Annotated in this window: 24 protein-coding genes; 10 read left to right on the forward strand and 14 right to left on the reverse strand. The window is 68.9% G+C overall.

What is annotated here, in order from left to right; genetic code table 11:
• A partial coding sequence (locus tag JWP64_RS09090) for a M20/M25/M40 family metallo-hydrolase (protein ID WP_297494529.1) occupies positions 1–901 on the reverse strand: 901 nt, incomplete at its 3' end.
• Between the two features lie 983 nt (positions 902–1,884).
• On the opposite strand from JWP64_RS09090, the gene JWP64_RS09095 reads away from it, so the two are divergent.
• On the forward strand, positions 1,885–2,817 hold the full coding sequence (locus JWP64_RS09095) for an alpha/beta hydrolase (RefSeq protein WP_297494532.1): 933 nt from the start codon (positions 1,885–1,887) through the stop codon (positions 2,815–2,817).
• A gap of 93 nt (positions 2,818–2,910) precedes the next feature.
• Positions 2,911–4,536, forward strand: coding sequence for an NAD(P)/FAD-dependent oxidoreductase (locus tag JWP64_RS09100; protein ID WP_297494535.1), 1,626 nt, complete (start codon positions 2,911–2,913; stop codon positions 4,534–4,536).
• A 229-nt stretch (positions 4,537–4,765) separates the two neighbouring features.
• Here the strand turns inward: JWP64_RS09100 and JWP64_RS09105 are convergent, their stop codons facing one another.
• The 6 genes from JWP64_RS09105 to JWP64_RS09130 form a co-directional block, all read right to left on the reverse strand.
• Complete coding sequence (locus tag JWP64_RS09105; RefSeq protein ID WP_297494630.1) at positions 4,766–4,906, reverse strand: hypothetical protein; 141 nt, start codon at positions 4,904–4,906, stop codon at positions 4,766–4,768.
• A gap of 120 nt (positions 4,907–5,026) precedes the next feature.
• Entirely contained in the window at positions 5,027–5,908 is an 882-nt protein-coding gene (locus JWP64_RS09110) for a hydroxymethylglutaryl-CoA lyase (protein ID WP_297494537.1), read from the reverse strand.
• Between the two features lie 122 nt (positions 5,909–6,030).
• The gene (locus JWP64_RS09115; protein ID WP_297494540.1) at positions 6,031–7,206 is read right to left on the reverse strand and encodes an LLM class flavin-dependent oxidoreductase; all 1,176 of its coding nucleotides are present in this window, start codon (positions 7,204–7,206) and stop codon (positions 6,031–6,033) included.
• Between the two features lie 138 nt (positions 7,207–7,344).
• Entirely contained in the window at positions 7,345–7,860 is a 516-nt protein-coding gene (locus tag JWP64_RS09120; RefSeq protein ID WP_297494543.1) for a flavin reductase family protein, read from the reverse strand.
• The gene (locus tag JWP64_RS09125; protein WP_297494546.1) at positions 7,860–9,161 is read right to left on the reverse strand and encodes a bifunctional 3,4-dihydroxy-2-butanone-4-phosphate synthase/GTP cyclohydrolase II; all 1,302 of its coding nucleotides are present in this window, start codon (positions 9,159–9,161) and stop codon (positions 7,860–7,862) included. Before JWP64_RS09125 ends, JWP64_RS09120 begins: the two co-directional genes overlap by 1 nt.
• A 127-nt stretch (positions 9,162–9,288) precedes the next feature.
• A complete protein-coding gene (locus JWP64_RS09130; protein WP_297494549.1) occupies positions 9,289–10,047 on the reverse strand; it encodes an SDR family oxidoreductase in 759 nt (252 codons plus the stop codon).
• A 419-nt stretch (positions 10,048–10,466) separates the two neighbouring features.
• Here JWP64_RS09130 and JWP64_RS09135 point away from each other — a divergent pair, with 419 nt between their 5' ends.
• From JWP64_RS09135 to rraA, 4 genes are all read left to right on the forward strand, one after another.
• The gene (locus JWP64_RS09135; RefSeq protein ID WP_297494552.1) at positions 10,467–10,904 is read left to right on the forward strand and encodes a heme-binding protein; all 438 of its coding nucleotides are present in this window, start codon (positions 10,467–10,469) and stop codon (positions 10,902–10,904) included.
• Positions 10,905–11,022: 118 nt separating this feature from the next.
• On the forward strand, positions 11,023–11,688 hold the full coding sequence (locus tag JWP64_RS09140) for a GntR family transcriptional regulator (protein WP_297494555.1): 666 nt from the start codon (positions 11,023–11,025) through the stop codon (positions 11,686–11,688).
• Entirely contained in the window at positions 11,688–12,893 is a 1,206-nt protein-coding gene (locus tag JWP64_RS09145) for a CaiB/BaiF CoA-transferase family protein (protein WP_297494558.1), read from the forward strand. Before JWP64_RS09140 ends, JWP64_RS09145 begins: the two co-directional genes overlap by 1 nt.
• A gap of 98 nt (positions 12,894–12,991) precedes the next feature.
• Positions 12,992–13,465, forward strand: coding sequence for a ribonuclease E activity regulator RraA (rraA, locus tag JWP64_RS09150; protein WP_297494561.1), 474 nt, complete (start codon positions 12,992–12,994; stop codon positions 13,463–13,465).
• A 364-nt stretch (positions 13,466–13,829) separates the two neighbouring features.
• Here the strand turns inward: rraA and JWP64_RS31460 are convergent, their stop codons facing one another.
• Positions 13,830–14,231 carry a CsbD family protein gene (locus JWP64_RS31460; RefSeq protein WP_366889650.1) on the reverse strand — a complete coding sequence of 134 codons (402 nt, stop codon included), beginning with the start codon at positions 14,229–14,231 and terminating at the stop codon, positions 13,830–13,832.
• An 823-nt stretch (positions 14,232–15,054) separates the two neighbouring features.
• Here JWP64_RS31460 and JWP64_RS09160 point away from each other — a divergent pair.
• Complete coding sequence (locus tag JWP64_RS09160; RefSeq protein WP_297494564.1) at positions 15,055–15,429, forward strand: hypothetical protein; 375 nt, start codon at positions 15,055–15,057, stop codon at positions 15,427–15,429.
• A 204-nt stretch (positions 15,430–15,633) separates the two neighbouring features.
• Here JWP64_RS09160 and JWP64_RS09165 read toward each other — a convergent pair whose 3' ends face one another.
• On the reverse strand, positions 15,634–16,509 hold the full coding sequence (locus tag JWP64_RS09165) for an aldo/keto reductase family oxidoreductase (RefSeq protein WP_297494567.1): 876 nt from the start codon (positions 16,507–16,509) through the stop codon (positions 15,634–15,636).
• Positions 16,510–16,646: 137 nt separating this feature from the next.
• Here JWP64_RS09165 and JWP64_RS09170 point away from each other — a divergent pair, with 137 nt between their 5' ends.
• Entirely contained in the window at positions 16,647–17,507 is an 861-nt protein-coding gene (locus tag JWP64_RS09170; protein WP_297494570.1) for a helix-turn-helix transcriptional regulator, read from the forward strand.
• Between the two features lie 339 nt (positions 17,508–17,846).
• Here the strand turns inward: JWP64_RS09170 and JWP64_RS09175 are convergent, their stop codons facing one another.
• Genes JWP64_RS09175 through JWP64_RS09190 form a run of 4 tightly spaced genes read right to left on the reverse strand, consistent with a single transcriptional unit; the run spans position 17,847 to position 22,897 of the window.
• Positions 17,847–18,917 carry a membrane dipeptidase gene (locus JWP64_RS09175; protein WP_297494573.1) on the reverse strand — a complete coding sequence of 357 codons (1,071 nt, stop codon included), beginning with the start codon at positions 18,915–18,917 and terminating at the stop codon, positions 17,847–17,849.
• On the reverse strand, positions 18,904–20,226 hold the full coding sequence (locus JWP64_RS09180) for a serine hydrolase domain-containing protein (RefSeq protein ID WP_297494576.1): 1,323 nt from the start codon (positions 20,224–20,226) through the stop codon (positions 18,904–18,906). Before JWP64_RS09180 ends, JWP64_RS09175 begins: the two co-directional genes overlap by 14 nt.
• Positions 20,223–21,656 (reverse strand): MFS transporter, encoded by a 1,434-nt coding sequence (locus JWP64_RS09185; protein WP_297494579.1) that lies wholly within the window; start codon positions 21,654–21,656, stop codon positions 20,223–20,225. The genes JWP64_RS09180 and JWP64_RS09185 overlap by 4 nt, the downstream gene beginning before the upstream one ends.
• Positions 21,653–22,897, reverse strand: a complete 1,245-nt coding sequence (locus tag JWP64_RS09190; protein WP_297494582.1) for an FAD-dependent oxidoreductase — start codon at positions 22,895–22,897, stop codon at positions 21,653–21,655. The genes JWP64_RS09185 and JWP64_RS09190 overlap by 4 nt, the downstream gene beginning before the upstream one ends.
• A 150-nt stretch (positions 22,898–23,047) precedes the next feature.
• On the opposite strand from JWP64_RS09190, the gene JWP64_RS09195 reads away from it, so the two are divergent.
• Together JWP64_RS09195 and JWP64_RS09200 are read left to right on the forward strand one after the other, a co-directional pair.
• The gene (locus JWP64_RS09195) at positions 23,048–23,659 is read left to right on the forward strand and encodes a TetR/AcrR family transcriptional regulator (protein ID WP_297494585.1); all 612 of its coding nucleotides are present in this window, start codon (positions 23,048–23,050) and stop codon (positions 23,657–23,659) included.
• Positions 23,660–23,741: 82 nt separating this feature from the next.
• Complete coding sequence (locus JWP64_RS09200; protein WP_297494588.1) at positions 23,742–24,647, forward strand: ornithine cyclodeaminase family protein; 906 nt, start codon at positions 23,742–23,744, stop codon at positions 24,645–24,647.
• 529 nt (positions 24,648–25,176) lie between these two features.
• Here the strand turns inward: JWP64_RS09200 and JWP64_RS09205 are convergent.
• The gene (locus JWP64_RS09205; RefSeq protein ID WP_297494635.1) at positions 25,177–25,755 is read right to left on the reverse strand and encodes a TetR/AcrR family transcriptional regulator; all 579 of its coding nucleotides are present in this window, start codon (positions 25,753–25,755) and stop codon (positions 25,177–25,179) included.
• Between the last annotated feature and the right edge of the window lie 121 nt (positions 25,756–25,876).

The following is a 25,876-nucleotide window of genomic DNA, read 5'->3' on the forward strand; positions in this document are numbered from 1 at the left end:
CCCAGGGATCGTCCGCGTCGGTCTTCACCGCGGGGAGCCGGGAGGCCACGGACACCTCGTCCGCCTCGGGCTGGCGCTGCCACCACGACAGGATCTCGCTGCCGTCGCCGACGGTGCGGTGGTCGAGGTGGGCCTCGGCGTGGTCGGGGACGATGTTGGTCGCCGTGCCGCCGCGCAGTGTGCCGAGGTTGCACGTCTCCGGGCCGAGGTAGGGGTCCTCGGCCAGCGGGAGCTCCGCGCGCGCCCGGACGGTGAGGTCGACCAGGCGCGCGATCGCGTTCACCCCGAGCTCGGGCGTGCTGCCGTGCGCCGCGCGACCGCGGGAGACGACGCGGAGCCAGAGGGCCCCGCGGTGCCCCAGGTGCGCCCGGTTGCGGGTCGCCTCGGGGATCACGACCGCGCGGGGCGCGAGCTCGCGCCCCGCGTCACGCGCCGCCGCGGCGCCCAGGCAGCCGATCTCCTCGTCGCTGGTCAGCAGCAGTGCGGCCGGCGCTCCCCGGCGGCAGGCCTCGACCAGGGCGGCCGCCGATGCGACCACTCCGGCCTTCATGTCCGACGCCCCGCGCCCGTGGACCAGGCCGTCGGCGATTTCCCCGCCGAACGGGTCGATGCTCCAGTCAGCCGTCGAGCCGACCGGCACGGTGTCGACGTGGCAGGCGAACAGCAGGCGTCCGGCCGGCCCGGCGGCGTCGGTGGTCAGCAGCGCCCAGGGATGTGGCCCATCGAGGTCGGTCTCGCACCGGACGTCGGGGACGAGCGTCCGTACCGCACGGAGCACCGTCTCGATCACCGCGATCTGCCCGGCCGGGTCGCCCGAGACGCTGCGCTGCCGAATTATCGTCGAGAGCAGGGCCGCCGCGCCCTCCTCCGAACCGCTCCACGAGTCCTGTGTCAGGTCCACTGTCCGCTCCTCCGGTGGGTCCGTCCGCGACGTCGACCACCTTCACAGGGCCGCAGCCCCTCGGCATGATCGACCGGTCCCACGGGCCGGGGAACCGGGACGGTCTTCACGGAAGGCGGCACCGATGCGCGGTCGGCCGCGTCCAGCCGGCCGATCCGTCGCGGATACGCAGCTCGCCGCGACGTCCCGGCTTGGTCCGATAGCGACTCCTTCCGGTCAGTGAGAGCCAGCTCAGCCAGATACCGCGTCGAGGTGCTTCATGACTGCCCGGAGCGTCGCGATCCGCGGTTTGGCGGGCCTTCCGTACTTCTCGTGTGCTGTCCAGAACCGGGGGATACACCCATCGTGACCTCTCCGTCCTGGGCCGCTTTGTCGAGGACGAACAGGTCCACCTCCTCCTCGACATCGGCCGCGATGACCGGGTCGGTGAAATACGCGGCCGGCCCCCCGAGGGATCTCCGCGGTCGCGCGCCGGTCCAGGTCCCACCGGATAGATCCACTTCCGTGGCCGAGATGCTCCGTCAGGATCGAAGGCGGTGTCGAACTTGGACTCGAGTTCGGAAAGTAGGGCACCGACAGCTTAAGATGCGATTCGAGAGAACGGCCGCCTCATCTCGCTCAAGGTCGATGCGGTGTCAAAGCAGGCTACCCGGGCTCGCAGCACCATCTGATCATCGACGCCCACAGGCGCCGTGGGTCGATCCTGCGCGCGGGACCGAACCGGGGTCGGTCGGCCAGGGGGAGTCACCCTCCTGCGGTCAGGGCGCCAGCGGTGAGTTCAGCACGACGACGTCAGCCGACGCCTGTCGGACGCCAAGCAGGCTCTTCCTGTCTTGCTGGAGCCGCGAACCATTCTCGTCCCTCCCCAACGGGACGCAGGTCAGGTGGCGCTGCTGCGGCTCGCAGCCTCGTAAATCCTTGACTCCTCGCCAGGGTCGGGCGACCGTTGTGATGTACGCCACAACATGTCGCAGGAGGCGAAGATGCCACTGGATCCGCAGGCTCAGGCCTTGCTCGAGCAGATGCGCGAGGCCGGCCAGCCGCCCTTCGAGCACATGACAGTCCAGGAGGCTCGCCAGGCCGCGTGGGCGTTCGTCGACCTGCAGGGTCCGCCGCAGCCCGTGGCCGCGGTCAGCCATCGGTTCATCCCTGGGCCGACGGCGGATCTACCCGTCCGGATCTACACCCCCGAGGGCGACGGCCCGTTCCCGGTGATCGTGTACTTGCACGGCAGCGGCTGGGTGATCCTGAACATCGAGATCTGCGACCCGACGATGCGTGCCCTTGCCAACAGCACCGGCTGCGTGGTCGTGGCGGTGAACTATCAGAAGGCTCCGGAGCACAAGTTCCCGGTGCCGTTCAACGACGCGTGGGCCTCCACCTGCTGGGTCGCCGAGCATGCGGACGAGCTCAACATCGACGCGGGCCGGATCGCCGTCGGCGGCGACAGCGCCGGCGGAAACCTGGCCGCTGCCGTGTGCCTGAAGGCCCGCGAGGAGGGCGGTCCGGCGCTGGCCTACCAGCTGCTGATCTACCCCGCCACCGACCGCGACCTGGATAAACCGTCGGCGCTGGCAAACGCCGAGGGGTACATGCTGCAGCGGGAGTCGATGCGGTGGTTCTGGGGGCACTACTTGGACGGCGCCACCGACGAGCCGGACTGGCGAGCGTGCCCGCTGCGCGCCGAGGATCTGTCTGGTCTGCCGCCCGCGCTGGTCGTCACTGCCGAGTTCGACCCCTTGCGTGACGACGGCAAGCGCTACGCCGACCGGCTGCGAGAGGCCGGTGTGCCGGTCAAGTACAGCAACTACGACGGCATGATTCACGGCTTCTATTGGATGAACGGCGTCCTGGATCAAGGCAAGCGGCTGCACGACGAGATCGCGACGGAGGTCCGAGCCGCGCTCTCCCCATGACGCTTGGACGGGGCGTCGTTGATCGCCGACGCGTCGGCGGCGTCCGCTTCCCGACAATCCACACCAGCTGCGTTGTAAAGGAGTAAGAGCAGCATGAGCACGACAACCGACGTTGTCGAGGAACTCGACGTCCTTGTGATCGGGGCCGGTTTCGCCGGCATTTACCAACTCGACCGACTGCGCGGCCTCGGTCACTCCGTGAAGGTCTTGGAGGCCGGCCCGGAACTCGGCGGGATCTGGTACTGGAACTGCTACCCGGGCGCCCGGGTCGACACCGAGGGCCCGATCTACCAGTTCTCCCGGGACGACCTGTGGAGGGACTGGGAGTACACGGAGCTCTACCCCGGTTGGAACGAGGTTCGTGACTACTTCGCCTACCTTGACCGCAAGCTCGACATCAGCAAGGACGTCCGGTTCAACACCCGGGTCACGGCGGCGCATTTTCACAGCGACCACAACCAGTGGGTGGTGCGCGCATCGGATGGCACGACCATTCGCTGCACCTACCTCGTGCCCTGCCTCGGGTTCGCCTCGAAGCCCTACATCCCACAGATTCCCGGCCTGGCCCAGGACACGTTCGAGGGCCGCTGGCACCACACAGCCCTGTGGCCGCAGGAGGGGCTGGACTTCACCGGCAGGCGGGTCGCCGTCATCGGGACCGGGGCCAGCGGCGTCCAGGTCGTCCAGGAGGGCGCCCGCGACGCAGCGCAGCTGACCCTTTTCCAGCGCACGCCGAACCTGGCGCTCCCCATGGGGCAGCGCAAGCTCGGGCCCGCCGATCAGACGGCCATCAAGGCCAAGCTCCCCGAGCGGTTCGAGTATCGCGGTAACACGTTCGCGGGCTTCGATTTCGACTTCGAGCCCCGCAACGCGGTCGAGCTCCCCCCGGAGGAGCGCACCGCCGGGTACGAGCGCTTATGGCAGGCGGGTGGCTTCCGCTTCTGGCTCGGGGTGTTCCAGGACACGCTGTTCGACCAGAAGTCCAACGAGTACGCCTACGCGTTCTGGCGGGACAAGGTGCGCGCGCGGATCAAGGACCCGGCGCTGTGGGGGAAGCTCGCGCCGACCACACCACCGCACCCGTTCGGGGTCAAGCGCCCATCGCTCGAGCAGAACTACTACGAGGCGTTCAACCAGGACAACGTGGCGCTCGTCGACCTCAACGACACGCCGATCCAGTCGGTCACCGAGCGTGGCATCCTGACCGCGGACGGGGTCGAGCACGAGTTCGACATCATCGTGCTCGCCACCGGGTTCGACGCCGTCAGCGGCGGGCTGACCGCGATCGACATCCGGGGTGCCGACGGCTCGCTGCTGCGCGACAAGTGGGCCTCCGGGGTGCGCACCCACCTCGGCGTGGCCACCGCAGGCTTCCCGAACCTGCTATTCGTCTACGGCCCACAGAGCCCCTCGGGCTTCTGCAACGGCCCGACCTGCGCGGAGATCCAGGGCGAGATGATCGTCGAGACCCTCGAGCACCTGCTGAGCAACGGCCACCGGCGCATCGAAGCGACGCCAGAGGCCGAGGAGGAGTGGACCCACCACGTGGCCGAGTTGGTCGCGCCGACGCTCTTCCTCCATGCCAGGTCCTGGTACGTGGGCGCGAACATCCCCGGTAAACCGGTCCAGATGCTCAACTACCCGGGCGGTCTCCCGCTGTACCGGGCGAAGTACGCGGAGTCGAAGGCGAACAACTACGCCGGATTCCAGGTCTCCTGAGCAGGAGGTGACCCGGGGGCGGCCCGCGGCGGCCGTCACGGACCACCGCGATGCGCGCGCCCCCGCGGCGCCGACCGAAGGGACGTGTGTGACCGGCCCGCCCGGGCGGCTCGGTGACCATGTGCACCGGCGTGGGGCAGGGCATCACTGTCCTGCTCGAAACCGCTTGACACCGGAGAACCCAATAACCGACGTGGCTGGCTCCCGGGCGTCGAAATTCGGGACGTCTCTACGTTGTTCGGCGCTTCTCGCCGGCGACTGCGCTGGCCTTCTCGAAGATGGTGACCTTGCCGTTCGTACCGTCAACCTGGATCTTGTCGCCGTCGGCGATGACCTGCGTGGCGACCCCGGCAGCAATGACAGTCGGGATGCCGAATTCCGGACACGTTGATGATCAAGGTGTGCGGGAAAGAGGGGCAGGCTCCCATCGCCTTCCACACCGGTTCTCCGGGATCAGGCTGAGCAATAGACAGGTGGTTATATCAGCGAGCTATGGGGGTGGAAAGGCGCCGACGCGATACAGCTGGCCGGTGAGCCGGCGGCCGAGGATCGACTCCAGCCACTCGGCGACGTGGATGACCTCGTCGATGTCGACGCCGGTATCCACGCCTTCCTTGTCGAGCATGTAGAGAAGGTCCTCGGTGGCGATGTTGCCGGTGGCCCGGGGCGCGAACGGGCAGCCGCCGATGCCGCCGACGGAGGCGTCGAGGACCGCCACGCCGGCCTCGACGGCGGCGTAGGCGTTGGCGTAGCCGGTGTTGCGTGTGTTGTGCAGGTGCAGGCCGAGCGGGGTGTCGAGGTGGTCCGCGCCGGTGAGCAGCCTTTTGACCTGGCCCGGGACGCCGACCCCGACGGTGTCGGCGAAGATGATCTCGTCGGCGTCGGTGAGCTGCTCGGCGAGCCCGAGCACGTGCGCGGGGTCGACGTGTCCTTCGAAGGGGCACCCGAAGGACGCAGCCAGGGTCACGGTGGCGCGGCGGCCGTCCGCGTGGGCAGCGGTGATGATGTTGCGGGTTTGTTGCAGGGACTCCTGCACCGAGCGGCCCTGGTTGCGCTGGTTGAAGGTCTCGGTCACGCAGAACGCGACATGGACCTCCTCGCAGGAGGTCGTGCGCAGCCGCTCGTAGCCGCGGTCGTTGAGCACGAGCGCGGCCCGCGTCAGACCCTCGCGGGGGGCGACAGCGGCGAGGACTTCCTCGGCGCCGGCCATCTGCGGCACTCGCTTGGGATTGACGAAGCTCGCTGCTTCGACCCGGGGCACCCCGGTGCGGGCCATCCGGTTCGCGAGTTCGGCGCGGATGTCGGGGGCGAGCACGTCGGGTTCGTTCTGCAACCCGTCGCGGGGCCCTACTTCACAGATCGCTACGGCCATGGGGCCTCCTCCGCTGATGGGGTCGACGGCGTTACCCGGCTGCATGCCCGGGCATCGCCCGACGGGCGACGGAGACCAGCCGTGGCCGTCGTCGCCCGTCGGGTGCGTGCTGTCGGATGCACTCAGTGGCGCAGGCCGGCCTGCTTGAGCAGCGGCATGACGTTGTCGCCGAAGTAGTCCATCTCCTCGTGGTAGTCGAGCATTCCCATGATCATCCCGTCCATGCCGCCGGTCTCGTGGATGCGCAGCATCTCCTCGGCGACCTGCTCCGGGGTGCCGACGATCGGGTAGCCGCCCCAGCCGGCGATGAAGCGTTCCTGATAGGTCTCGATCTGGGAGGCAAAGGACTCGCTCTGCATCCCGAGGACCTTCATGACGTTGTTCGCACAGTCCCGGTCGCCCATGTCGACGATGTGCTGGAAGTCCCGCTTGGCCTCGTCCTCGGTGTCCCGGCAGACGATGAGGCCGTAGGTCATGGTCTGGATCTCGCGCTGGTAGTCCTCCCGCGCCTTGGCCTTGAGCTGCGAGGTGTAGCCGTTCATCGTCTCGACGGTGTCCATCGCCGCGAAGTTGACGTCGACGTTGCGGGCCGAGAAGTCGATGCCCGACTTCGAGTTCCCCGCGTTGATCAACGCTGGGCGGGGGGCCTGGTAGGGCTTGGGGTACGACTCCACGTCGAGGCTGTTGAAGTCCTCGGTGACGAAGTCGAAGGAGCCCTCCTCGGTCCACAGCTTGGTGACGAAGTCGAGCCACTGCTGGCCGTAGACGTAGCGCTGGTCGTGCTCGCGCTGGGAGGCACCGAACATCTCCATCTCGGGGGTGAACCAGCCCATGACCAGGTTGAGCCCGAAGCGGCCGCGGGAGACGTGGTCGGCTGTGGCCGCCATCTTGGCGGCGACGATCGGGTGAATCGTCGGGAGGTGGGAGGTGGCGAAGATGCCGATGTTCTCGGTGAGGGCGGCCAGCCCGGTCGCCCAGGTGTAGGTCTCGAAGCAGGTGCCGTTGAAGTTGGTGGTGCTGCCGAAACCGCGCCAGCGGGCGACCGGGACGAGGGCCTCGAAGCCGAGCCGGTCCGCCTTCTGCGCGACCTTGAGGGTGTGCTCCCACGTCGCCTCGTAGGTGGTTTCGGCGTGGCTGATGGTCAGCCCGTAGGAGCAGTTGGAGCCGAACAGGCCGAGCTTGAGCGGCTGGTCGTTGAAGATCGGGTGTGTGGTGCGTCCGTCGACCAGCGGCTTGCGCTGGTTCTCCGGGCGCTGGGTGGCGGGGACGAGGCCCAGTCTTTCGGCTGCGCTGGTCACGGGTGCTCCTCGGATATCGGTTGTGCGGACGAATTGGTTGTCGTGCGAGAGCGGTGGATCAGGCCTGCGGCTTCAGGGCGACGGCACGGTCCCGACAGGCGCAGGGGCCGGCCCCGACGCCCGGCACGGACGCCGGAGTCATGACGTCTCTTCCACGCGGAGGGCGCTCTGCAGCCCGTAGGCGCCGCGGTGGAACAGCAGCGGGGTTCGAGCCGTGTCCGCAGCGAGGTCGACCACCGACGCGGCGACCATGGTGTGGTCGCCGCCGTCGTACTCGGCCCACAGCTCACAGTCGATCCAGGCCACGACCCCGCCGAGGACCGGAGCGCCCTGCAGGCTCGGACGCCACTGGACTCCGGCGAACTTGTCGGTGCCGGACCGGGCGAATGCGTTCGACAGGTCGTTCTGGTCGTCGGCGAGCACGTTGACGCAGAAGCGGCGTGCCTCGCGGACCTTGGGCCAGCTGCTCGAGGTACGGGCTGGGGCGAAGCTCACCAGCGGCGGGTCCAGGGACAGCGACGAGAAGGATTGGCAGGTGAAGCCGACCGGTCCGTCCGGGCCCATCGCCGTGATCACCGTGACGCCGGAGCAGAAGTGTCCGAGCACGTCGCGCATCGATGTGGCATCGACGAGGGGGGGCTGCCGGGTGGTCATCAGGCCTCCGCGGAGTCGCGGAAGCCGAGTGCGGAGGTACTCGTCATGTGCTGTCCTTCGCGGGTCGGGTCGTCGGATGCGCCGGTGGCGGCCGGGGGCAGGTGCAGCAGGTGGCCCATCCGGTCCCGCTTGGTGCGCAGGTAGGCGAGGTTGTCCGGGGTGATGGCGGCAGGGGAGCCGACGCGGCCGACGATCTCGAGGCCGAAGCCGTCAAGGCCCCCGTATTTGTGCGGATTGTTCGTGATCAGCCGCAGCCGGGTCACACCGAGGTCGACGAGGACCGCGGCACCGATGCCGTACTCGCGACTGTCGACGGGCAGCCCCAGCTCGAGGTTGGCGTCGACGGTGTCGCGGCCGTGCTCCTGGAGCGCGTATGCGCGCAGCTTGTGCCCGAGCCCGATCCCGCGCCCCTCGTGGCCGCGCAGGTAGACCAGCACCCCGACCCCCGCCTCGGCGATCATCTCCAGTGACTGCTCCAGCTGGGCGCCGCAGTCGCAGCGCCGCGATCCGAACAGGTCGCCGGTGAGGCACTCGCTGTGCACCCGCACGAGCGCGCCCTCGGCCCGGGCGACGCCAGAGGTCGGGTCGCCGTGCACCAGTGCGAGGTGCTCGATCCCGTCGAGCAGCGATTCGTAGGCGACGGCCCGGAACGTGCCGGCGTCGGTGGGCAGCGTGGCCTCACCGCTGCGCCGGACGAGCGCCTCGGTGGTGCGGCGGTGGCGGATCAGGTCGGCGACCGACAGGACGGGAAGTTCGTGGCGGGCGGCGAACGCGGTGATCGCGTCCCCGGCCAGCGGGACGCCGTCGTCATCGACGAGCTCGGTGATGACGCCGACGTCGTCGCGGCCGGCGAGGCGCAGCAGATCGACCGCCGCCTCGGTGTGACCGGGCCGCTTCAGGACACCACCTCGGCGGGCCCGCAGCGGGAAGACGTGGCCCGGGCGGCGTAGCTCCTCGGGGCGGGTCCCGACGTGGGCGAGCGCGGTGACGGTCGTGCAGCGGTCGACCGCCGAGATCCCCGTACCGACCGAGACGTGATCGACCGTCACCGTGAACGCCGTCCTATGGAGGTCGGTGCTGTCCTCGACCATCAACGGCAGGCCCAGCGCGTCGGCCCGCTCGTCGGTCAGCGCCACGCACACGATCCCGCTGCCGTACCGCAGGAAGAACGCCATGGCCTGCGCGGTCATGGCGTCGGCGGCCATGACGAGGTCGCCCTCGTTCTCCCGGTCGCTGTCGTCGGCGACCACGACCATCTGCCCGGCCGCCAGGGCGGTCAGTGCTGCGGCGATGCGGCTCATGGGGCTCCTCACGGACGATGCGTCGGCGACGGCGCGGTTGTGCTCTACAAGGGACTGCTCGGATGCGGACGGTGCTGGGCGCGGCCGCACGGCGCCGGGCCGGTCGCGGCGCGGCCGCGGGCACACCTCAGCGGGTGGAGTAACCGCCGTCGACGTTGATGACCGCGCCGGTCATGAACCCGGCCTCGTCACTGGCCAGCCACAGTGCCAGCGAGACGACCTCCTCCGGCCGGCCGAGCCGGCCGGTGAGGTGCTCGTGGTTCCAGGTCTCGAAGATTTCGTCGCGGTTGGACATCTCCTTGGTGAAGTTGCGCGGCATCGAGGTGTCGACGACGCCGGGGCAGATCGCGTTGACCCGGATGTCCGGCGCGAACTCGACGGCCGCGACCCGGGAGAAGTGCGCCGCCGCGGCCTTCGCCGCGCCGTAGGCACCCATGTTCTCGAACGCGACGACGCCCCCGATGGAGGACACGTTGATGATCGAGCCCTTCCGCCCGCTCATCAGCGGGACGAAGGCCTTCGTGGCGAGGAAGATGCTCTTGGAGTTGATCCTCTCGACGAAGGCCCACTCCTCCTCGCTGGTCTCCAGGATCGGCTTGCCCATGATGATCCCGGCGTTGTTGTAGAGCACGTCGACCGCACCGAACTCGGCCTTCGCGGTCTCCGCCAACGCGGAGATACTCGCGGCCGAGGTCACGTCGACCTCGGCGAAGCGGAAGTCGAGGCCCTCGCCCTTCAGCGTGGCTTCCAGCTCCTTGCCGGCCGCGCCGTTGAGGTCCGCGCCGAGCACGCGCGCGCCCTCGCCGCAGAACATGCGGGAGGCGGTCTGCCCCATGCCGCCGGCGGCGCCGGTGATCACGACGTTCTTGCCGTCCAGCTTGCCCATCTTCGCCTCGAATCCTCGGTGCCTGATGTCCTCTGTGGACGCGCCTGCCGATGGGACTCGCACTACACGCGGCCTCGGCGACGCGATCATGTGTATGCAACAGGCCGTCCGGTGCCGTGTCAACTGCCACCCTCCTGAGGGGTAGAGCTTGGTGGAACGGCCTCTGTGTGCGCAATCGGTAGGGGCTCGCCCGGGATGCAGGCCTCGCGTCCCGGGACCCGGATCGGCCGATCATGCACTTCAGAAGGGCAATACTGCTCCCAAGATGCTTCCGGTGCGATCGATCGAGAGGTCGCCCGACTGCATACATCGCACACCTCGCGGCCGTCCGACTTGACAGATCATCTTTCGACGGTTTGCATACATCTGACCAACCGAGGTCCAAGTCACACACCGCGATGTCGAGGAGATCCAGACCTATGGCCAACACCTACAACCGCCCCTCGATCACCCTGGAGCTGGCCCAGGAGATCGTGAACCGGGCGGTCGCCAAGGCGTTCGAGGATGGCGGTGCGTTCGTCGTGTCCGTCGTCGACGAGTCCGGCGTCCAGAAGGCATTCGCCCGGATGGATGGCGCTCCGCTGCTCTCGGTGCAGGTCGCCCAGGACAAGGCCTACACCGCGGCTGGCTTCGCAATGCCCACCGACGGCTGGTTCGACTTCATCAAGGGCGACGAGCCCCTGCGCGTCGGCGCCCCGACCGGCATCGACCGCCTGGTCGTCTTCGGCGGCGGGTACCCCCTCACGATCGACGGCGCGGTCATCGGGGGCATCGGCGTGAGCGGAGGCCACTACAGCCAGGACATGGCCGTCGCCCAGGCCGGGCTGCGCGCACTCGAAGCCGCGACCACCGCCTGAGCGCAGCGCCCGGCCCAGGACAAGAGGGCCGAGTACCAGGAATCCGGCAGACCAACTGTGTTGCCCCACCCTTACGAACGGGGCACCGACGCAGACGAGAGCTCGACCGAGGAGACACGTGGCAGCCGCGACCGAACAGACCGTGACGCGGCTACGCCAGTTCATCCTGGAAGGCGATCTGGAACCCGGTGCCCGGATCCAGGAGGTCGAGCTCGCAGCGCAGCTCGGGGTGAGCCGCACCCCGGTCCGCGAGGCACTGCGAACGCTCTCCTCGCAAGGGCTCGTCGAGCTCCTGCCCAACCGCGGCGCTCGCGTCGCGCGGTGGTCGGTCAAGGACCTCGACGAGATCTACGAGCTGCGCGTGATGCTCGAGAGCCATGCCGCCCAGCGCGCAGCCACCCGCATGAGCCCCGATGAGGTCGACGCACTCACCGAGTTGTGCGAACAGATGGAGGCCCGCGCCCAGCGCGGCAGCAAAGCTGATCTCCTGGAACTCAGCGAGCTCAACTCCCGTTTCCACGGCCGCATCCTGGACGCCGCTGACAGCCCGCGACTGGCCACGATGCTCGCCACCGTGGTGCAGGTGCCGCTCGTCATGCGCACCTTCGTGCGCTACAGCCCCGACGCGCTCGCCCGCAGCATGGGCCACCACCGTGAACTGGTCGCCGCCATGCGCGCCGGCGCCCCGGAATGGGCCGGGGCGGTCATGCAATCCCACATCATCGCCGCCCGCACCGTCCTCGTGAACTCCGGCGGTGCGGCGGACCCCGAAGGAGAAACCTGATGTCCCCCGAGTCCCCTGCGGGTGCGCTGACCGGCATCCGCGTGGTCGAGATGGGCCAGCTGATCGCTGGGCCCTTCTGCGGCCAGCTTCTCGGCGACCTGGGCGCGGACGTCGTCAAGGTCGAGGCCCCCGGCGCCGGTGACCCCATGCGCCTGTGGGGACAGGCCAATGCCGACGGCGCCTCACTCACCTGGCCGGTGATCGCCCGCAACAAGAGGTCGCTCACACTCAACCTGCGCGTTGAATCCGGCCAGGAGATCGCCCGGCGGCTCCTTGACCAGGCCGACATCCTCATCGAAAACTTCCGGCCCGGGACCCTGGAACGCTGGAACCTGTCCCCCGAAAGCCTCTGGGAGACCAATCCCGGTCTGATCATCGTCCGGGTCACCGGATTCGGGCAGACCGGCCCCTATGCCCCCCGCGCCGGCTACGGCTCGATCGGTGAGGCGATGGGCGGTCTGCGCTACCTCACCGGCGAGCCCGACCGGCCCCCGTCGCGCGCCGGTATCAGCATCGGCGACTCCCTTGCCGGCACCTACGCTGCCCTCGGGGCCCTCGCCGCGCTCAACTCCCGTCAGACGACCGGCCGCGGCCAGATCGTCGACTCGGCGATCTACGAGGCGGTGCTCGCCATGATGGAGGCCTCGCTGACCGAGTGGGACGCCATCCGATACCAGCGCGAACGCACCGGAGCGGTCTTGCCCAAGATCGCGCCCAGCAACGTCTATCCCACCGCCGACGGCAGCAGCATCCTCATCGCCGCCAACCAGGACACCGTCTTCCGCCGCCTTGCCGAGGTCATGGGGCAGCCCGAACTCGCGACCGACGAGCGCTACGCCACCCACCACGCGCGCGGTGAACGCCAGCAGGAGCTCGACGGCCTCATCGCCCGATGGTCGGCCAGATACGACGCCACCGAGCTTCTGGAGCTGCTACACGAGGGCGGGGTCCCCGCCGGCCGCGTCTACCGGGCCGAAGACATGTTCGCCGACGAGCACTTCATCGCCCGCAACGCCATTGTGCGGGCCCACAACAGCCAGGGCGACGAGTTCGCCATGCAGAACGTCGCCCCGCGCCTGTCGGACACGCCCGGCGGGGTTCGGTGGAGCGGACCCGAACTCGGTGAACACACCGACGAGGTGCTCACCGACCTGGGGTACGACGCAGCCGCCATCGAGCGACTACGCAACGACGCGATCGTCTAGATCGCTCAAGGGGCACGGGGACGGGCAGGTGGCGCACGATCTGGGAAGCGGACCGCGCGGCCGGCCCCGGACGACATTCTTCGACGGGGGAGGCGCACGTGGACAGGGGTACCGCCGATCACATGGACGAGGGCGGTGAGGGCGTCGACAGCTGCGATCTGCAGCTACGACAGTACGGTGGCCGTGCCGAGTTCGAAGGGCTGATCCGTACCCTCCGCTGCCACGAGGACATCGCGCTGCTTCGGCAACTCGTGGCCGAGCCGGGCGGCGGTGCGGTGCTCGTCGTCGACGGCGGAGCGTCGTTGCACTGCGCCCTTGTCGGCGACCAACTCGCCGACCGCGCCGCGCGGAACGAATGGGCCGGGATCGTCATCGCTGGCGCCGTGCGAGACGCCCGCGCGCTGGCCGATATCGATCTGGGGATCAAAGCCCTGGGCACGAACCCTCGGAGAGGGGCCGCACGTGGCGCCGGCGAGATCGACGTCCCCGTCACCTTCGGCGGCACGACCTTCGTGCCCGGGCAGTACCTCTGGAGCGACGATGACGGCATCGTGGTGACCCGCCCGGGATAGACGACGCAGCTCCGCCGCACCTGCACCGCGCCGGTGTACGCGGGGCGTAGCGCCTCGTCGGCGCTCAGCGCGGCGCACCCGGGTGCGCCGACTGATCGCGGCGGGGCACTGGTGCAAGAGCTGGTTCCACAATGAAGTCGGCGTGTCTGCTTTGGACAGGAACTGGGTCTGGGCATCCTGCTGACTCCTGGTCGAGGATCTTGTCCGGACTCGTTGTGGGAGCGGATGGGGCCGCTGCTGCCGATGTGCCCACCGCGACGGCGCCCCACCTGGGACGCGATGCCGCTGAACCGCACACGCCCGTCGGTAACCGCGAACGATCGGCCCGCCGGCAGTCCCCGGCAGGGTGATCAAGAGTCCGGGCCTAGTGATTGCGGTGGCGAGTACCCCGCCCCCGGAATAGGTCCTTGACCTTCTCGCCGGCCTGTTTCACGTTGCTCTTCACTTCATCGGCCCTGCCCTCGGCCTGGAGGCGCCTGTCTCCGGTGACCTCGCCGGTGTTCCGCTTGATACGGCCGCGCAACTCCTGTGCCTTGTTCCTGACCTTGTCCGCAAAGCTCACAACAGCCCCCTTCTTCGTCGAGCGGTCGGCCCCGTGCTCGGAACCCCGCCGACTCGTCCAGCCGACGCCCCGATCGGCCTCGTGCCGGTCGTCGTCGATCTCGCCTTCCGACACCCACCCCGAGCCCTTCTCCTCGGCGGTGCGCCGGCCGCGTAGGCCGAGCAACCGCTGCCCGGCATCCGTACTGCCTACCGCCTCACTCACATGCGAGCGGACGTCCCTCGCCCCACGGACTCTGCGCGATGTACGGCCGACCGAGGGGGAGCCAGAATCCACCTACGATCAAGCTAATGCACGCTTGAGAGGGCGATCTGGACCAGATTTGACCATTCGGCTGCACTAGGCAGGTCCGATAGATCTCGACGTGGGCCGGCATACGACGGTCGAGAGCACGACTTGCGCCCCAACGGCGGCACCGGAGAACATGCACTGATCTAGCCCAAGATCGCTGGCACGATGGCCTCTACAGCCAGGACCAGGGAAGTGCGCGATTCGAAAGCGACCCTCGAAATTTGGGCCCGGCCACGCCGTGACGTCGCAAACCGTAGCTCTGGCCGGGTGGCCGCTCCCGTGCTGAGGCGGCCGCGGGTGCCGGTGCATCCGACTGGGTCGGGGCGGGGCTGCCGGTTTACGCGGCCTCCCTCACCGGCTACCTCACTGACCTCGGCGGCCGCGGGGCCACGGTCGGCACGATGAGCCGCCGGTTTGCCCGCCGAGGTGGAGAGCGGCTAATGAATACGGTGCCGGAACCGAAATTGACGAATTGCTGCCCCTCGGCCCTGCCAGGTGCTTGTCCGTCTAATAAAAACACCAACGGCAAGGGAAGCGGACCTGCGCGGGGCGCCGGGAGCAAACGATGACAAATCGGGCAAGGTTCAATGGCACCAACACGGCGTCATCGACTAGGTTGCAATGTCGAGGAAGGCGTCGAGCGACTGAAGTCAGAACCAACATGGAGGTAGCCATGAGCCGGAGCAGCGTCGGGCCGCCGAGCAGACCGGCCGGGTCGACAGGCACGTTGTTGCGCGTGCTGCAGTCCACCGCGGTGCTGTCCGTACTCACGATCGTCTGGCAGGGCGCCACCGCCGGCGAGCTGATCACGCGGCATCCGACAGCGCTGGAGTACCACCAGGGAGGTGCCGTCGTATTGCACGTGTTCACCGCCTTGACCGCGATCGCGGCGTTTCTGTTGTGGCGGACCACCCGGGGGCCGCTGTGGCCGACAGTGCTGGCCGCGGTCGTGTTCGTCGGCACCATCGTTCAGGCCGCGCTGGGCGACGATGCCACCTTGTACCTTCATGTCCCGCTTGCCCTCGTACTCATGCTCGGCAGCGGCACCGTGCTCGTGTGGTCGTTCCTACTGCCCTGGATCGACCGCGTGCGAGAGGCAAGGCCTAGGTAGGACCGATCGGGGCCCGCTGCCGACTGTCATAATGCTGAAGAGCGGCTTCGACGGCGTTCGGCCGGCACCGTCAGGCCTCGGGTGAGGAGCGTGGCGCTGGCGGTGGGAAAGCGGGTCGAAGCAGGTCGTCGAGCATGGCTCGCAGGGCGCTGTTGGAAGGTGCGGGTGCTCCGAGCGGCGCTGCTCACGTCGTGAGGCGCCTGCTCACCCGCCGATCCCGTAGAGCTCGGCGAGCGCGTCGGCGGGCAGCTCCAGACCGGCCCCCTCGACGTTCTGCCGCAGGTGCACCGGCGACGACGTGCCGGGGATGAGCAGGACGTTCGGCGACCGCTGCAGCAGCCAGGCGAGCGCAACGGCCATCGGGGTGGCGCCGAGGCGGCCGGCGACCGCGTCGAGCGTGTGCGACTGCAGCGGGGAGAACCCGCCGAGCGGGAAGTAGGGCACGTAGGCGATGCCCTGCACGGCCAGGGAGTCGATCAGGGCGTCGTCGCCCCGGTGGGCGATGTTGTAGAAGTTCTGCACGCAGACGACCGGGGCGATGGACTGCGCCTCGGCCAGCTGTTCCGCGTCGACCGTGCTGACCCCGAGGTGCCTGATCAGGCCTTCCCGCTGCATGTCGGCGAGCGCGCCGAAGGGTTCGGCGAGCGAGCCCGGCACCGGGGAGTGGTTGTCATCGCCACCGCCGACGCGCAGGTTGACGACGTCGAGCACATCGAGCCCGAGGGTGCGGAGGTTGTCGTGGACCTGCGTCCGCAGCTCGGCGGGAGTACGGGCGTGCGGCCACCCGCCGACCTCGTCTCTGCGCGCCCCGACCTTCGTGACGATGTGCAGGTCGTCCGGGTACGGGGCGAGCGCCTCGCGGATGATCTCGTTCGTGACGTGCGGACCGTAGAAGTCTGCGGTGTCGACGTGGGTGATGCCGAGCGCGACCGCCGTCCGCAGGACGGTGATCGCGGCGTCGCCGTCCTTCGGCGGGCCGAAGACGCCGGGGCCGGCGAGCTGCATCGCGCCGTAGCCGACGCGGGTGAGCTCGAGATCGGCGACGCGGTAGCTGCCGCCGGGGAGATCCTGGGATGTCATGGTGCCTTCCTGCTCGCGGGCATGTCCGGACGAGCACCGTCCACGGTGCCCTCCGCGCCGCGGCGCCGGCAGTGCCCCGCTGATCCTGGGGGTGGCGGGACCAGGATCGGCGTCCACGACCTCCGTACAGTGGGCTCGTGAGCGGTCCGAATGCGCTGGGGGAATACTTGCGGGCGCGTCGCGAGCTCGTGGACCCCGCGGACGCGGGGCTGCGCGTCACCGGCGTCCGGCGAACGCCGGGGCTGCGCCGCGAGGAGGTTGCGACCCTCGCAGGAATCAGCGCCGACTACTACCTGCGCCTGGAGCAGGGGCGCGACCGCAACCCGTCCCGGCAGGTGCTGGAGTCGCTCGCCCGGGTCTTCGGGTTGGACGCGGCCGCGACGCAGTACCTGCTGAGCCTCACCGCGCCGCGGACGGGGTCGCCGAGGCGGCCGCGGCGCGAGACCGTGCCGACCGGGATCCGGCAGTTGCTCGACGCCGTGGGGCTGCCGGCGTTCGTCGAGAGCCCGATGTTCGACGTGCTCGCCGCGAATGCGCTCGCCACCGCCCTGTCACCCAGCATCCGGCCGGGGGAGAACCGCCTGTGGTCGATGTTCCTCGACGAGGGCGAGCGGGATCTGCACCCGGACTGGGAGCAGGCGATCGGCGGGATGGTCGCCTCCTTCCGCACCTCGATCGGCACGGACGTGGACGACCCGCGGATCGCCCAGCTCATCGGTGAGCTGTCACTGGCCAGCGAGCCGTTCCGGCGGCTCTGGGCCCGGCACGACGTCCGGGCGCTCGCGGGTGCGTCGACGCGGATGTGCCATCCGGAGGTCGGGATGCTGGAGTTGCGCCGCGAGAAGCTGCCGCTCGGCGACTCGGGCGGCCAGCTGCTGGTGATCTACCACGCGGAGCCGGGCTCGGACAGCGCCAGGTCGCTCGCACTGCTGGGCTCGCTCGCGGCGACGGACCGGGCGGCGGACGGAACCGGTGCCGTGCGGGATGCGCGGGGGTAGCGGGAGCGGCCAACGCCCGCATGTGCTCTGCCGTTTATCGGGTTAGTGGGAGCTGATCGGGGCGCCGCCGACGTCGACCTCGTTGCCGTCCGGGGCGCGGTATACGACCTTGCGTACGCCGTTTCCGTACGTCTCCCGCGTCTCCGGGGGATGCCGCGTTGGGCCACCGCGTCGATGTGACACCACGTGCTGCTTACGCAGACGCGCGGAACTCCGCTGCAGCCCACACTGCACCGAACTCCTGCGTGGAAACACGCAGGTTCCCCGCAGGGATTCGCGCTAGGTCGCGGTCGGTCACATCCATGCGTCAAGGTTCGCACGAATCCCGGGTTTTTCTCTTTAACGGCCGTAGTGGCGAGGATTGACACAGCGATGTCGATTGGCTGCGGTCGGATATGAAAGTGTCTTGGTGAAGAGCTGCACGAGATTGTCCCCGAGGATTGAGCGCACGACAGAGTGGGAGTGGTCTCGTTCGAGCAATATCCGTCGGATCAGCGGGAGCCCGGCTGGCCCCTCCAGTCCGGGAACTAGGGCCTCGGCGTCGGTTCCTTCGATGACCAACGGGCGGTCGCATGCGGGCACCTTCTCGGCGAACAGCTCCGCGACGAAGTCACTGCCGATACCGACATGGTCCGGACCAACCGTCTGGATCAGGTGGTCGAGATGATCGGCGACGTGATGCAGTGCGGGTTGTTCGGAGGTGAGGTAGCCGGCGTACAGGTTGAGGCAGACGGCTCCACCAGTTGCGGCGATTCCCACGAGCTCGTCGTCGGTGAGATTGCGGTGGTGGGGGTGGACTCTGTGAGCTGCCGAATGGGTGGCGATCAGTGGTCGGGTGGCCAGCTCAAGGACGTGCCCGACTCCGGCCCGTCCGAGGTGGGACACGTCGATGAGCACGTTGAGGTCTTCGAGCAGGTGCAGCGCATCCACGCCGGCTCGGGTGAGTCGGCCTCCGGTTCCGTTCTCCGCCGACCCGTCGCCGAGGGCTGACCGCCCGAAGTGGGTGAAGGACACGATACGGATGCCCAGCCGGACGAATGTTTCGAGCAGTTCGATGTCGGTGTCGATCTGTGGGCAACCCTCCAGGGCCAGGACCAGTGCGATACGCCCGGAGGCAATGGCAGCGGCGATTTCCGGGCCGTTGCAGCACAGCGCGACGATGTCGGCGTTTGCCTCGGCGATGCGGTGGGCCGCTTCGACCATGCGCAGGCTCTCGCGCAGCGCGCCCTCGGGCCGGAACTCCTCGTCGACGAACACCGGTAGGACCTGCAGCTTGACGCCCCCGTCTCGGAGCTGCGGATACCAGTGCTCACGGAAGTAGGTGCTCCAGCGGTCTCGGGGGCGCCGCGCGACCAGCATCAGCAAGTCGTTGTGAGCGTCGGCGACGAGCGGTATGTCAGTCGTCGGCACGTTGCAGCATCCGCAGCGCGGCGTGCATCCGCTGGGCCTTCCCATCGTTGACGTCGAAGAAGGTCACTTCGGTGACCAGATCGCCAAAGTCCGCCCAGAACGCGTCGCCGCGCTGGTGGTGCAGATCGACGTCGGCGCCGCCGAGCGGGTTTGTGACTCGTAGCTGTCCTTCGACGGAATGAACATCGATGCCGAAGGCCGGGGACTGGTACTGCCCGGTGTACCGCGTGGGGTCGACGTCTGCGTGGCTCACCGGCGGTGGGTCCTCAGGCAACCCGAGCACAGCGCGGACGACGTTGCGGCCGAACGCCCATCCCTCCGGGAAGTTGGTCAGGACGGCGAGCACGAGACCCCGGTCCGGATCGGCGTGAACCAGTGCCGAAGTCCCACCGATGTGTTGCACCGCGTGCGGTGAGCCGTGTGCTGGAACGCCCCAACCCAGGCTCCAGCCCCGGAAGTGCAGTGGCAATCCGGGGAGGGCTATCTGCTCGGTGAGCATCTCCTGGTGCAACTCCGCCGGAAGCAGCTCGGCGCCGCCGCGCACTCTGCCGGTGGCACAGGCGAGGACGAGGCTTGCGGTGTCGGCCGCGGTCGCATACATCGTCGCGCCGGCCGGGCCGAAAAGCCGCCCGGTCGGTGGCCACAGGTCTCCTGCAACCAGGTGGCCGGCGCCGTTCGACACGTGGCCGGTTGCTGCGGTGCCGGGGAGCGGCTGCGGCGGGGTGAACGTCGCGCTCGCGGTGCCCACCGCCGTGAGCACACGGCTTCGAACCGCTGCCTCCCAGCTGGTGCCCGTGAGGCGCTCGACTAGCTGGCCGAGTACGACGTATCCGGTGTTCGAGTAGGAGAACAGCTCCCCCGGGTCGCCGACTGGACCGGCCCGACGGCTCGCGTCCAGGAGCGCCGCGAAGGAGGGGAACCATTCCCACGCATCGGCAATACCGGCGGTGTGGGACAGCAGCATCCGTGCCGAGATCGCCTCGCTGGACTCGCCGAGCGCCGCGAGCTCGGGCAGATGCCGGACGACGGGCTCGTCGAGCCCGATCCGGCCTTCTGCAACAAGCTGGCAGACGATCACTGCCGTGAGGGTCTTGGTGACCGATCCCAGGGGAAACAGGGTTTGGTCTGTGATAGGAACATTGTCGCGGAGGTCGAGTACGCCCGTCGTCGCAGTGGTGCTCGTGTCGCCCTCCAGTAGGCACACCGCTGCTCCGGCCACGAGGTGACCGACGGCGGCCTGGTCGAGGACGCCGGCCAGGTCGATGTCCTGAAGAACGGAGGTACGGGTGATGGCGCGGGCCACGATCACGCTCCCATGGTCGACGGGACGGGGATACGGGTGAGGCGGGAGGGAAGCGCGGCGCTGAGCAGGACGGCCAGGACGCTGATGACGGCGGCCACGATGAACGCCGCGCGGAACCCGTCCCAGGCGGGGAGTTCGGTCTCCGGCACGGTGGCGCCGGCCAGCAATGCGGCGCCGATCTGGGCGCCGAGGGTGCCGCCGACGCTCTTGACCACGAACGCGAGGCCGCTGACGCTGGCTGTGCGTTCCTCCGGCACCGTGGCGACGACGATGTTCATCGCCTGGGTGAGACCGAATCCGACCGTGAGCCCCGCGAGCGCGGTCGACAGGAGGATGAGCCAGGGCTGCGTGTTGGCGCCCAGGAGCACCAGGACGGCGGCGACCATGGCGCTTGTACCGACGAGCATCACCCCTCGCACGCCGACGAGGCGCTCGAGCGCGCCGGTGAGCGGGGCGACGAGCGTGCCCACGATCCCGAGCGGGACGAGGTAGAGGCCGGTAGCGATCGCGGAGCCGCCGAGCCCGTAGCCCGTCTCGACGGGCAGTTCGACCAGCATGGGTACCAGCACGAACACCGCGAAGGTGCCGAAGCCGACGACGAAGGACACCGCGCAGGTCAGCAGGACCGCTCGCTGGCTGAGCAGGCGCAGGTCCACGAGCGGTTCCGCAGCCCGCAGCTCCACAGCCACGAAGACCGCAAGGACGACCAGCCCGCCCAGGATGAGACCGAGCACCAGCGGTGAGGTCCAGCCGATGCGCGACGAGCGGGTGATTCCGACGAGCACCATGCCGAGCCCGGCGGCGAGCAGGATCGCTCCCACCCAGTCGACGCGGCCCTGACGGGCCGGCGGGCAGGACGGCACGACGAACCAGGCGGTGACCAGTGCGGCGACGATGACCATGAACGGGATCCAGTAGAGCCATGTGTAGGGCAACACCGAGAGCAGGGGCCCCGCGATCAGCAGGCCGACCGCTGTGCTCGACGCGGCCGTGCCGACGATCAGTCCGTTGCCGGACTTGATGCGCTCGGCCGACTGGGTGTCGCGGATGATCCCGACGGAGAGGGGGACCAGGCCGAGGCCGACACCCTGCAGGATCTGGCCCACCGTCAGCATCGCCACGCTCGTGGCCAGCGCCGCAACCAGAGTGCCCGCCGCGACGACGGCAAGCACTCCGAGCAGCACCGGGCGCTTGTCGCGTACATCGGCGAGCCGGCCGATGATCGGGGTGGAGACCGCACCGGCCAGGAGAAGCCCGGTGAACACCCACGCGATGGCCGGAGTGGATGCCCCGACCGCCTCCTGGATCATCGGCAGAGCCGGCGACAGCATCGTCTCCAGTGTGGAGTACGCGAACAGCGCTGCGGTGAGCACGAGCAAGGTGGCGACGGCGGGTGCCCGCCTGCCTGTCGCGGCGGGGGTGATGGTCGGGGTCATGACGGGTCTCCGGATCTCGGACGCGATGGAAACGGGGCCGTGCCGTGCGTCAGGAGTGACGCCACGGCCCGGCTCGTGGCCGGGGCGAGGGTCATCCCGAGGGTGCCGTGGCCGGTGGCCACGACGAGATTGCGACCGAGCGAGCCGATGATCGGCAGCCCGCTCGGGGTCAGGGGCCGTGCACCGCGCCATGCAGTGCCGGCCGGAAGGTCTCGCAGCGGCGGCAGGAGCCGCTCCGCCGCGGTCCGCAGGTTTTGGACCGCCATCAGGTCCGCGGCCGCATCTGCTCGCCCACCGATCCGCATCCCTCCGGTCACGCGGACCGTGGTGGCGCCCGGGCTGACGACGATGTGGTCGTCCGCTCCTATCAATGCTTGCCCGACTAGGCCGTTCGGCATGGGCAGGGTCAGGCTCCAGCCGACGCCGGCCTCGACCGGTAGCCGCAGGCCGAACAAACGACCGGCTCTCCGGCTGTCGGCGCCGGCGGCCAGGACAAAGGCGCGTGCGGTGATGGTGGCGGCGGCGGTCCGAACGGCCCGGACAATCCCGCGCCCTGCCGACTCGACGTCGAGGATTGCGTGACGATGAAACGTCGCGCCATGTCGGACGGCGGAGGAGAGGACGGCCTGGGTTGCGGCCGCAGGATCCAGAGAAGCGTCGTCCGGGTACAGGACGCCACCAGCGATGCCGCCGGCCAGACCGGGCTCACGTTCGTGCAGCTCCGCACCCCGTAGGACCTCGTGTCGTATCCCGAGGTCAACCAGCTGCCGCGCGGCGCGCATCTGGGAGGACAAGGCACCCGGTCGCCCGCATACGTAGAGCCAGCCTGATCGGCGCAGCCCGATATCGATCCCTTCGGTGTCGGCCAACTCCGCGTACGCGTCGACCGCACCGGATGCAAGAGCCGCAAGCGCGCCGGCGTCGCGACGTGCCCTGCCGGGCCGTGACGCCAGCCCGAACCTGCCCAACCAGCCCAGGGTCGCCCGCGTGACCGGGCGACCGAGCGCGATCGTCGAATCCCCACCGACAAGCGCCCGCAATCCATCCGCCAGAACGGCCGGGTTCGCCATCGGCATGCAGTAGCTCGGGACGAGCATCCCGGCGTTGCCGAATGAGGCGCCGCCTCCCGGCGTCGGATCGACCACGATCACGTCCGTACCGGCGCGCGCGAGTCGCTCAGCGACGAAGGCCCCGACAATCCCTCCGCCTACGACCACCACCTCGGCATGCTCGTGCGCCATCACAGTCCTCTCGTAGCCAAGGGGAAGATCCGAGGTGTGCGACCGTGTACCGAACACGGAGACGCCTAGAGCCAAGCATTCAGATAATGAGATTATTGAACAGCCGGTCGCGCCCTCGTGTCTAGAGGGTGGCCGGGAAAGGAGCGAGACATGCAGCGGACAGAGGTCAGGCGGCGCAACCGGGCAGCGTTGCTCGACGCCGCCATCGCCGAGATGGCTCACCGCGGCTATCAGGCTGCTCGCCTGGAGGACATCGCCGCCAGCGCCGGCCTGACGACGGGGGCGATCTACTCGATCTTCGGCAGTAAGCAGAAGCTCATGGATGCAGCCGTGCAGCTGGTTGCAGCAGAACTCGAAGCCGACCTCTCCTCACTCCGAGACCCGGAGCTCTCGCTGGACGAAGTCCTGCGTCGGTACGCCCGGATGGTCTTCCAGGTGGTCACGCGGCCGGAAGGCAGAGATCGCTACGCCGTCGAGCTGGAGGCCGTGATTCTCGTCCTCCGGGGAGACTCCCGCCGTGGTCCTGTCGAAGATGCAATACCGGTTGTCATCGACCGGTTGACCAGGCTACTTGCGGATCGGATGGCCCCGGAGGCCGCCTTGGGCCGGACCACCGCTGACGACGCGTCCCGCATGGCTACCGCGCTGGCCGCCCTGCTTCGAGGCCTGGCTCAACAGGCGGTCCTGATGCCGGGCAGTATCGACCAGGACTACGCCGCTGATGCTGCCGCGGCACTGGCGGCGCTACTCACGCGGCGATGAATCGCTGGACCTCGTAGCATAATTAGATTATCTTACGACCCGTGCATGTCGACCTGTCATCCCCCGCTCGACTGGAGAACCTGTGCTGGACGTGATCGACAGCGCACGGCTCGGTGAGCTCGTCACCATCGCTGACGCAATCGCCGCCTTGAGGCAAGCTGTCGTGTCGGGCCGGTCAACGGGGGCGACCGCCCGCACCGCGACATCGGTCCGCATGGGTCATCTGCTGCTCATGCCCGCCGAGGACCAGGAACTGGTCGGCGTAAAGATCACGGGAGTCGCGCCGGCCAATCCGAGCCTCGGACTACCGCGCATCACCGGGACGTACCTCCTTCACGACGCCGCCACCCTGCAGCCGCTGGCCGCCATCGACGGGGCCGCTCTGACGCTGCTCCGTACCGCGGCACTCTCGGCGCTGGCGGTCGAGGAACTGGCAGTCCCCGATGCCAGCCGGCTCCTGATCTTCGGAACAGGTCCCCAGGCTGAGGCGCACATCCGTGCGCTGTCGACGGTCCGCAAGCTCCACGATGTCGCCGTTTCTGGACGTACACCAGACGGGACTGCCGCATTCGTCCGTCGTGGCATTGACGGGGTCGCTCTGCGTCCCGCTGTCAACACCGACGTGCGCAGCGCAGACCTGATCGTCTGCTGCACGTCCTCGGCCGCCCCGCTCTTCGACGGCAGCCGACCCGCTGCGCATGCGACCGTCGTCGCCATGGGCTCGCACACCCAGGATGCGCGCGAGCTGGATACGCAGATCCTGCGCCGATCAACCGTCGTCGTGGAGGACCGCGAGACTGCGCTACGCGAGGCAGCAGACGTCTCCAGCGCTGTCGCCGCGAAGGAGCTCGCAGATGTCATCGCTCTGGCCGACCTCGTCGCCGGCACAAAAGTCGACCAGGATCGTCCGCGGGTCTTCCGATCGGTCGGCATGGCCTGGGAAGACCTCGCGGTCGCTGGCAGAGTCCTGGACAAGACACCGCATTAGCTCAACCGCGCCGAACTCGAGCGTCACGGCCCCTCCACCACCACCGCCGCTCTCAGGAAACCATGGCGCGGTGCCTCGCTGACTAGTTGGCAACTTCTCACCATCGGTCCGGCATCAGCTCGCTGGGCAGCGCGGGCACACCGCGTGGCTCCGGTGGCGGTGCCAGCATGGGTACCTGCATACGACGCTCCCATATGCGCGGCGGCGCCTCCGAGGAGGTAGCGGTCACGATCAGCGGCAGCCCAACCTGACCGTGCCCCTTGATCGGGCGATACGCCAGATGCGCGGTCAGCACGATGTCGTCTCCCGGCTCCCGCGGCGGAAGCTTTCGCGACCCCGCTGGTCTGTGCGGGGAGATCCAGCCCGACCTGGACCGGGTCGCGGTGCGGGCGCGGATGCTGGAGGCCGCCGACCTCGCCGCGCGGGCCCTCGCCGCCGAGGGCAACGGCGACGACGACCGCGCGGTACGCCTGTGGCATGCGACCCGACCGGATCTCCCACCACGTGCAGGGCATGACCAACGCATTGGCTAGTGGAGGCGCAGTCCTGCGATGACGAGCTCGACCATGCGACGTGCGTCGTAGCGGGGGTTGTTGTCCGCGCCGATACAGAGATTGCCGACGCCACGCAGCAGTTCGTAGGCATCCATGTCGGGGCGAATCTCGCCCGCCGTGGCAGCAGCGTCGAGCAGCCGGGCGCACACGGGGACGAGGCGGCTGAGGAAATAGGCGTGCAGAGTCTCGAAGGCGGCATCGTCGGACTGCAACGCCTCGGCGAGGCCGCGCTTGGTCACCAGGAAGTCGACGAAGAGGTTGATCCAACGCGCCAGGGCGGCGTGCGGGGTGCTGCCGTTCGCCAGCAGTGTCGGACCGGCCTCAGCGCATGCCTCGACCTGGTGTCGGTAGACGGCGACGATGAGATCGGCTCGCGTCGGGAAGTGGCGGTAGATCGTGCCGACGCCAACGCCCGCCTTGGCGGCGATGTCGCGCACGGGCACATCGACGCCGGAAGTGATGAAAGCCGCGGCGGCCGCGTCCAGCAGTGTCTCCTCGTTACGCCGGGCGTCGGCCCGCTTCCGCGGGGCTGACGACCCTGATCCGCTGTCGATGTCGACCACTGCGCCGCTACCTCCGTCACTCCACTTGGCAAACGGAACCGTGTTCCGTATGTTGGTTAGCGGAACAAGGCTCCGTTTGCTCAGGATGCCAGAACAGGCGAGCCAAGACCAC

This window comes from Pseudonocardia sp., assembly GCF_025465255.1.
Classification (GTDB): Bacteria; Actinomycetota; Actinomycetes; order Mycobacteriales; family Pseudonocardiaceae; genus Pseudonocardia.

Excerpts from the sequence above, each read along its gene's own strand:
- JWP64_RS09185 (WP_297494579.1), bottom strand. The coding sequence starts at position 21,656 with ATGACCCCGACCATCACCCCCGCCGCGACAGGCAGGCGGGCACCCGCC.
- JWP64_RS09095 (WP_297494532.1), top strand. The coding sequence starts at position 1,885 with ATGCCACTGGATCCGCAGGCTCAGGCCTTGCTCGAGCAGATGCGCGAG.
- JWP64_RS09100 (WP_297494535.1), top strand. The coding sequence starts at position 2,911 with ATGAGCACGACAACCGACGTTGTCGAGGAACTCGACGTCCTTGTGATC.
- JWP64_RS09190 (WP_297494582.1), bottom strand. The coding sequence starts at position 22,897 with ATGGCGCACGAGCATGCCGAGGTGGTGGTCGTAGGCGGAGGGATTGTC.
- JWP64_RS09195 (WP_297494585.1), top strand. The coding sequence starts at position 23,048 with ATGCAGCGGACAGAGGTCAGGCGGCGCAACCGGGCAGCGTTGCTCGAC.
- JWP64_RS09125 (WP_297494546.1), bottom strand. The coding sequence starts at position 9,161 with ATGAGCCGCATCGCCGCAGCACTGACCGCCCTGGCGGCCGGGCAGATG.
- JWP64_RS09135 (WP_297494552.1), top strand. The coding sequence starts at position 10,467 with ATGGCCAACACCTACAACCGCCCCTCGATCACCCTGGAGCTGGCCCAG.
- JWP64_RS09145 (WP_297494558.1), top strand. The coding sequence starts at position 11,688 with ATGTCCCCCGAGTCCCCTGCGGGTGCGCTGACCGGCATCCGCGTGGTC.
- JWP64_RS09130 (WP_297494549.1), bottom strand. The coding sequence starts at position 10,047 with ATGGGCAAGCTGGACGGCAAGAACGTCGTGATCACCGGCGCCGCCGGC.
- JWP64_RS09165 (WP_297494567.1), bottom strand. The coding sequence starts at position 16,509 with ATGACATCCCAGGATCTCCCCGGCGGCAGCTACCGCGTCGCCGATCTC.
- JWP64_RS09110 (WP_297494537.1), bottom strand. The coding sequence starts at position 5,908 with ATGGCCGTAGCGATCTGTGAAGTAGGGCCCCGCGACGGGTTGCAGAAC.
- JWP64_RS09120 (WP_297494543.1), bottom strand. The coding sequence starts at position 7,860 with ATGACCACCCGGCAGCCCCCCCTCGTCGATGCCACATCGATGCGCGAC.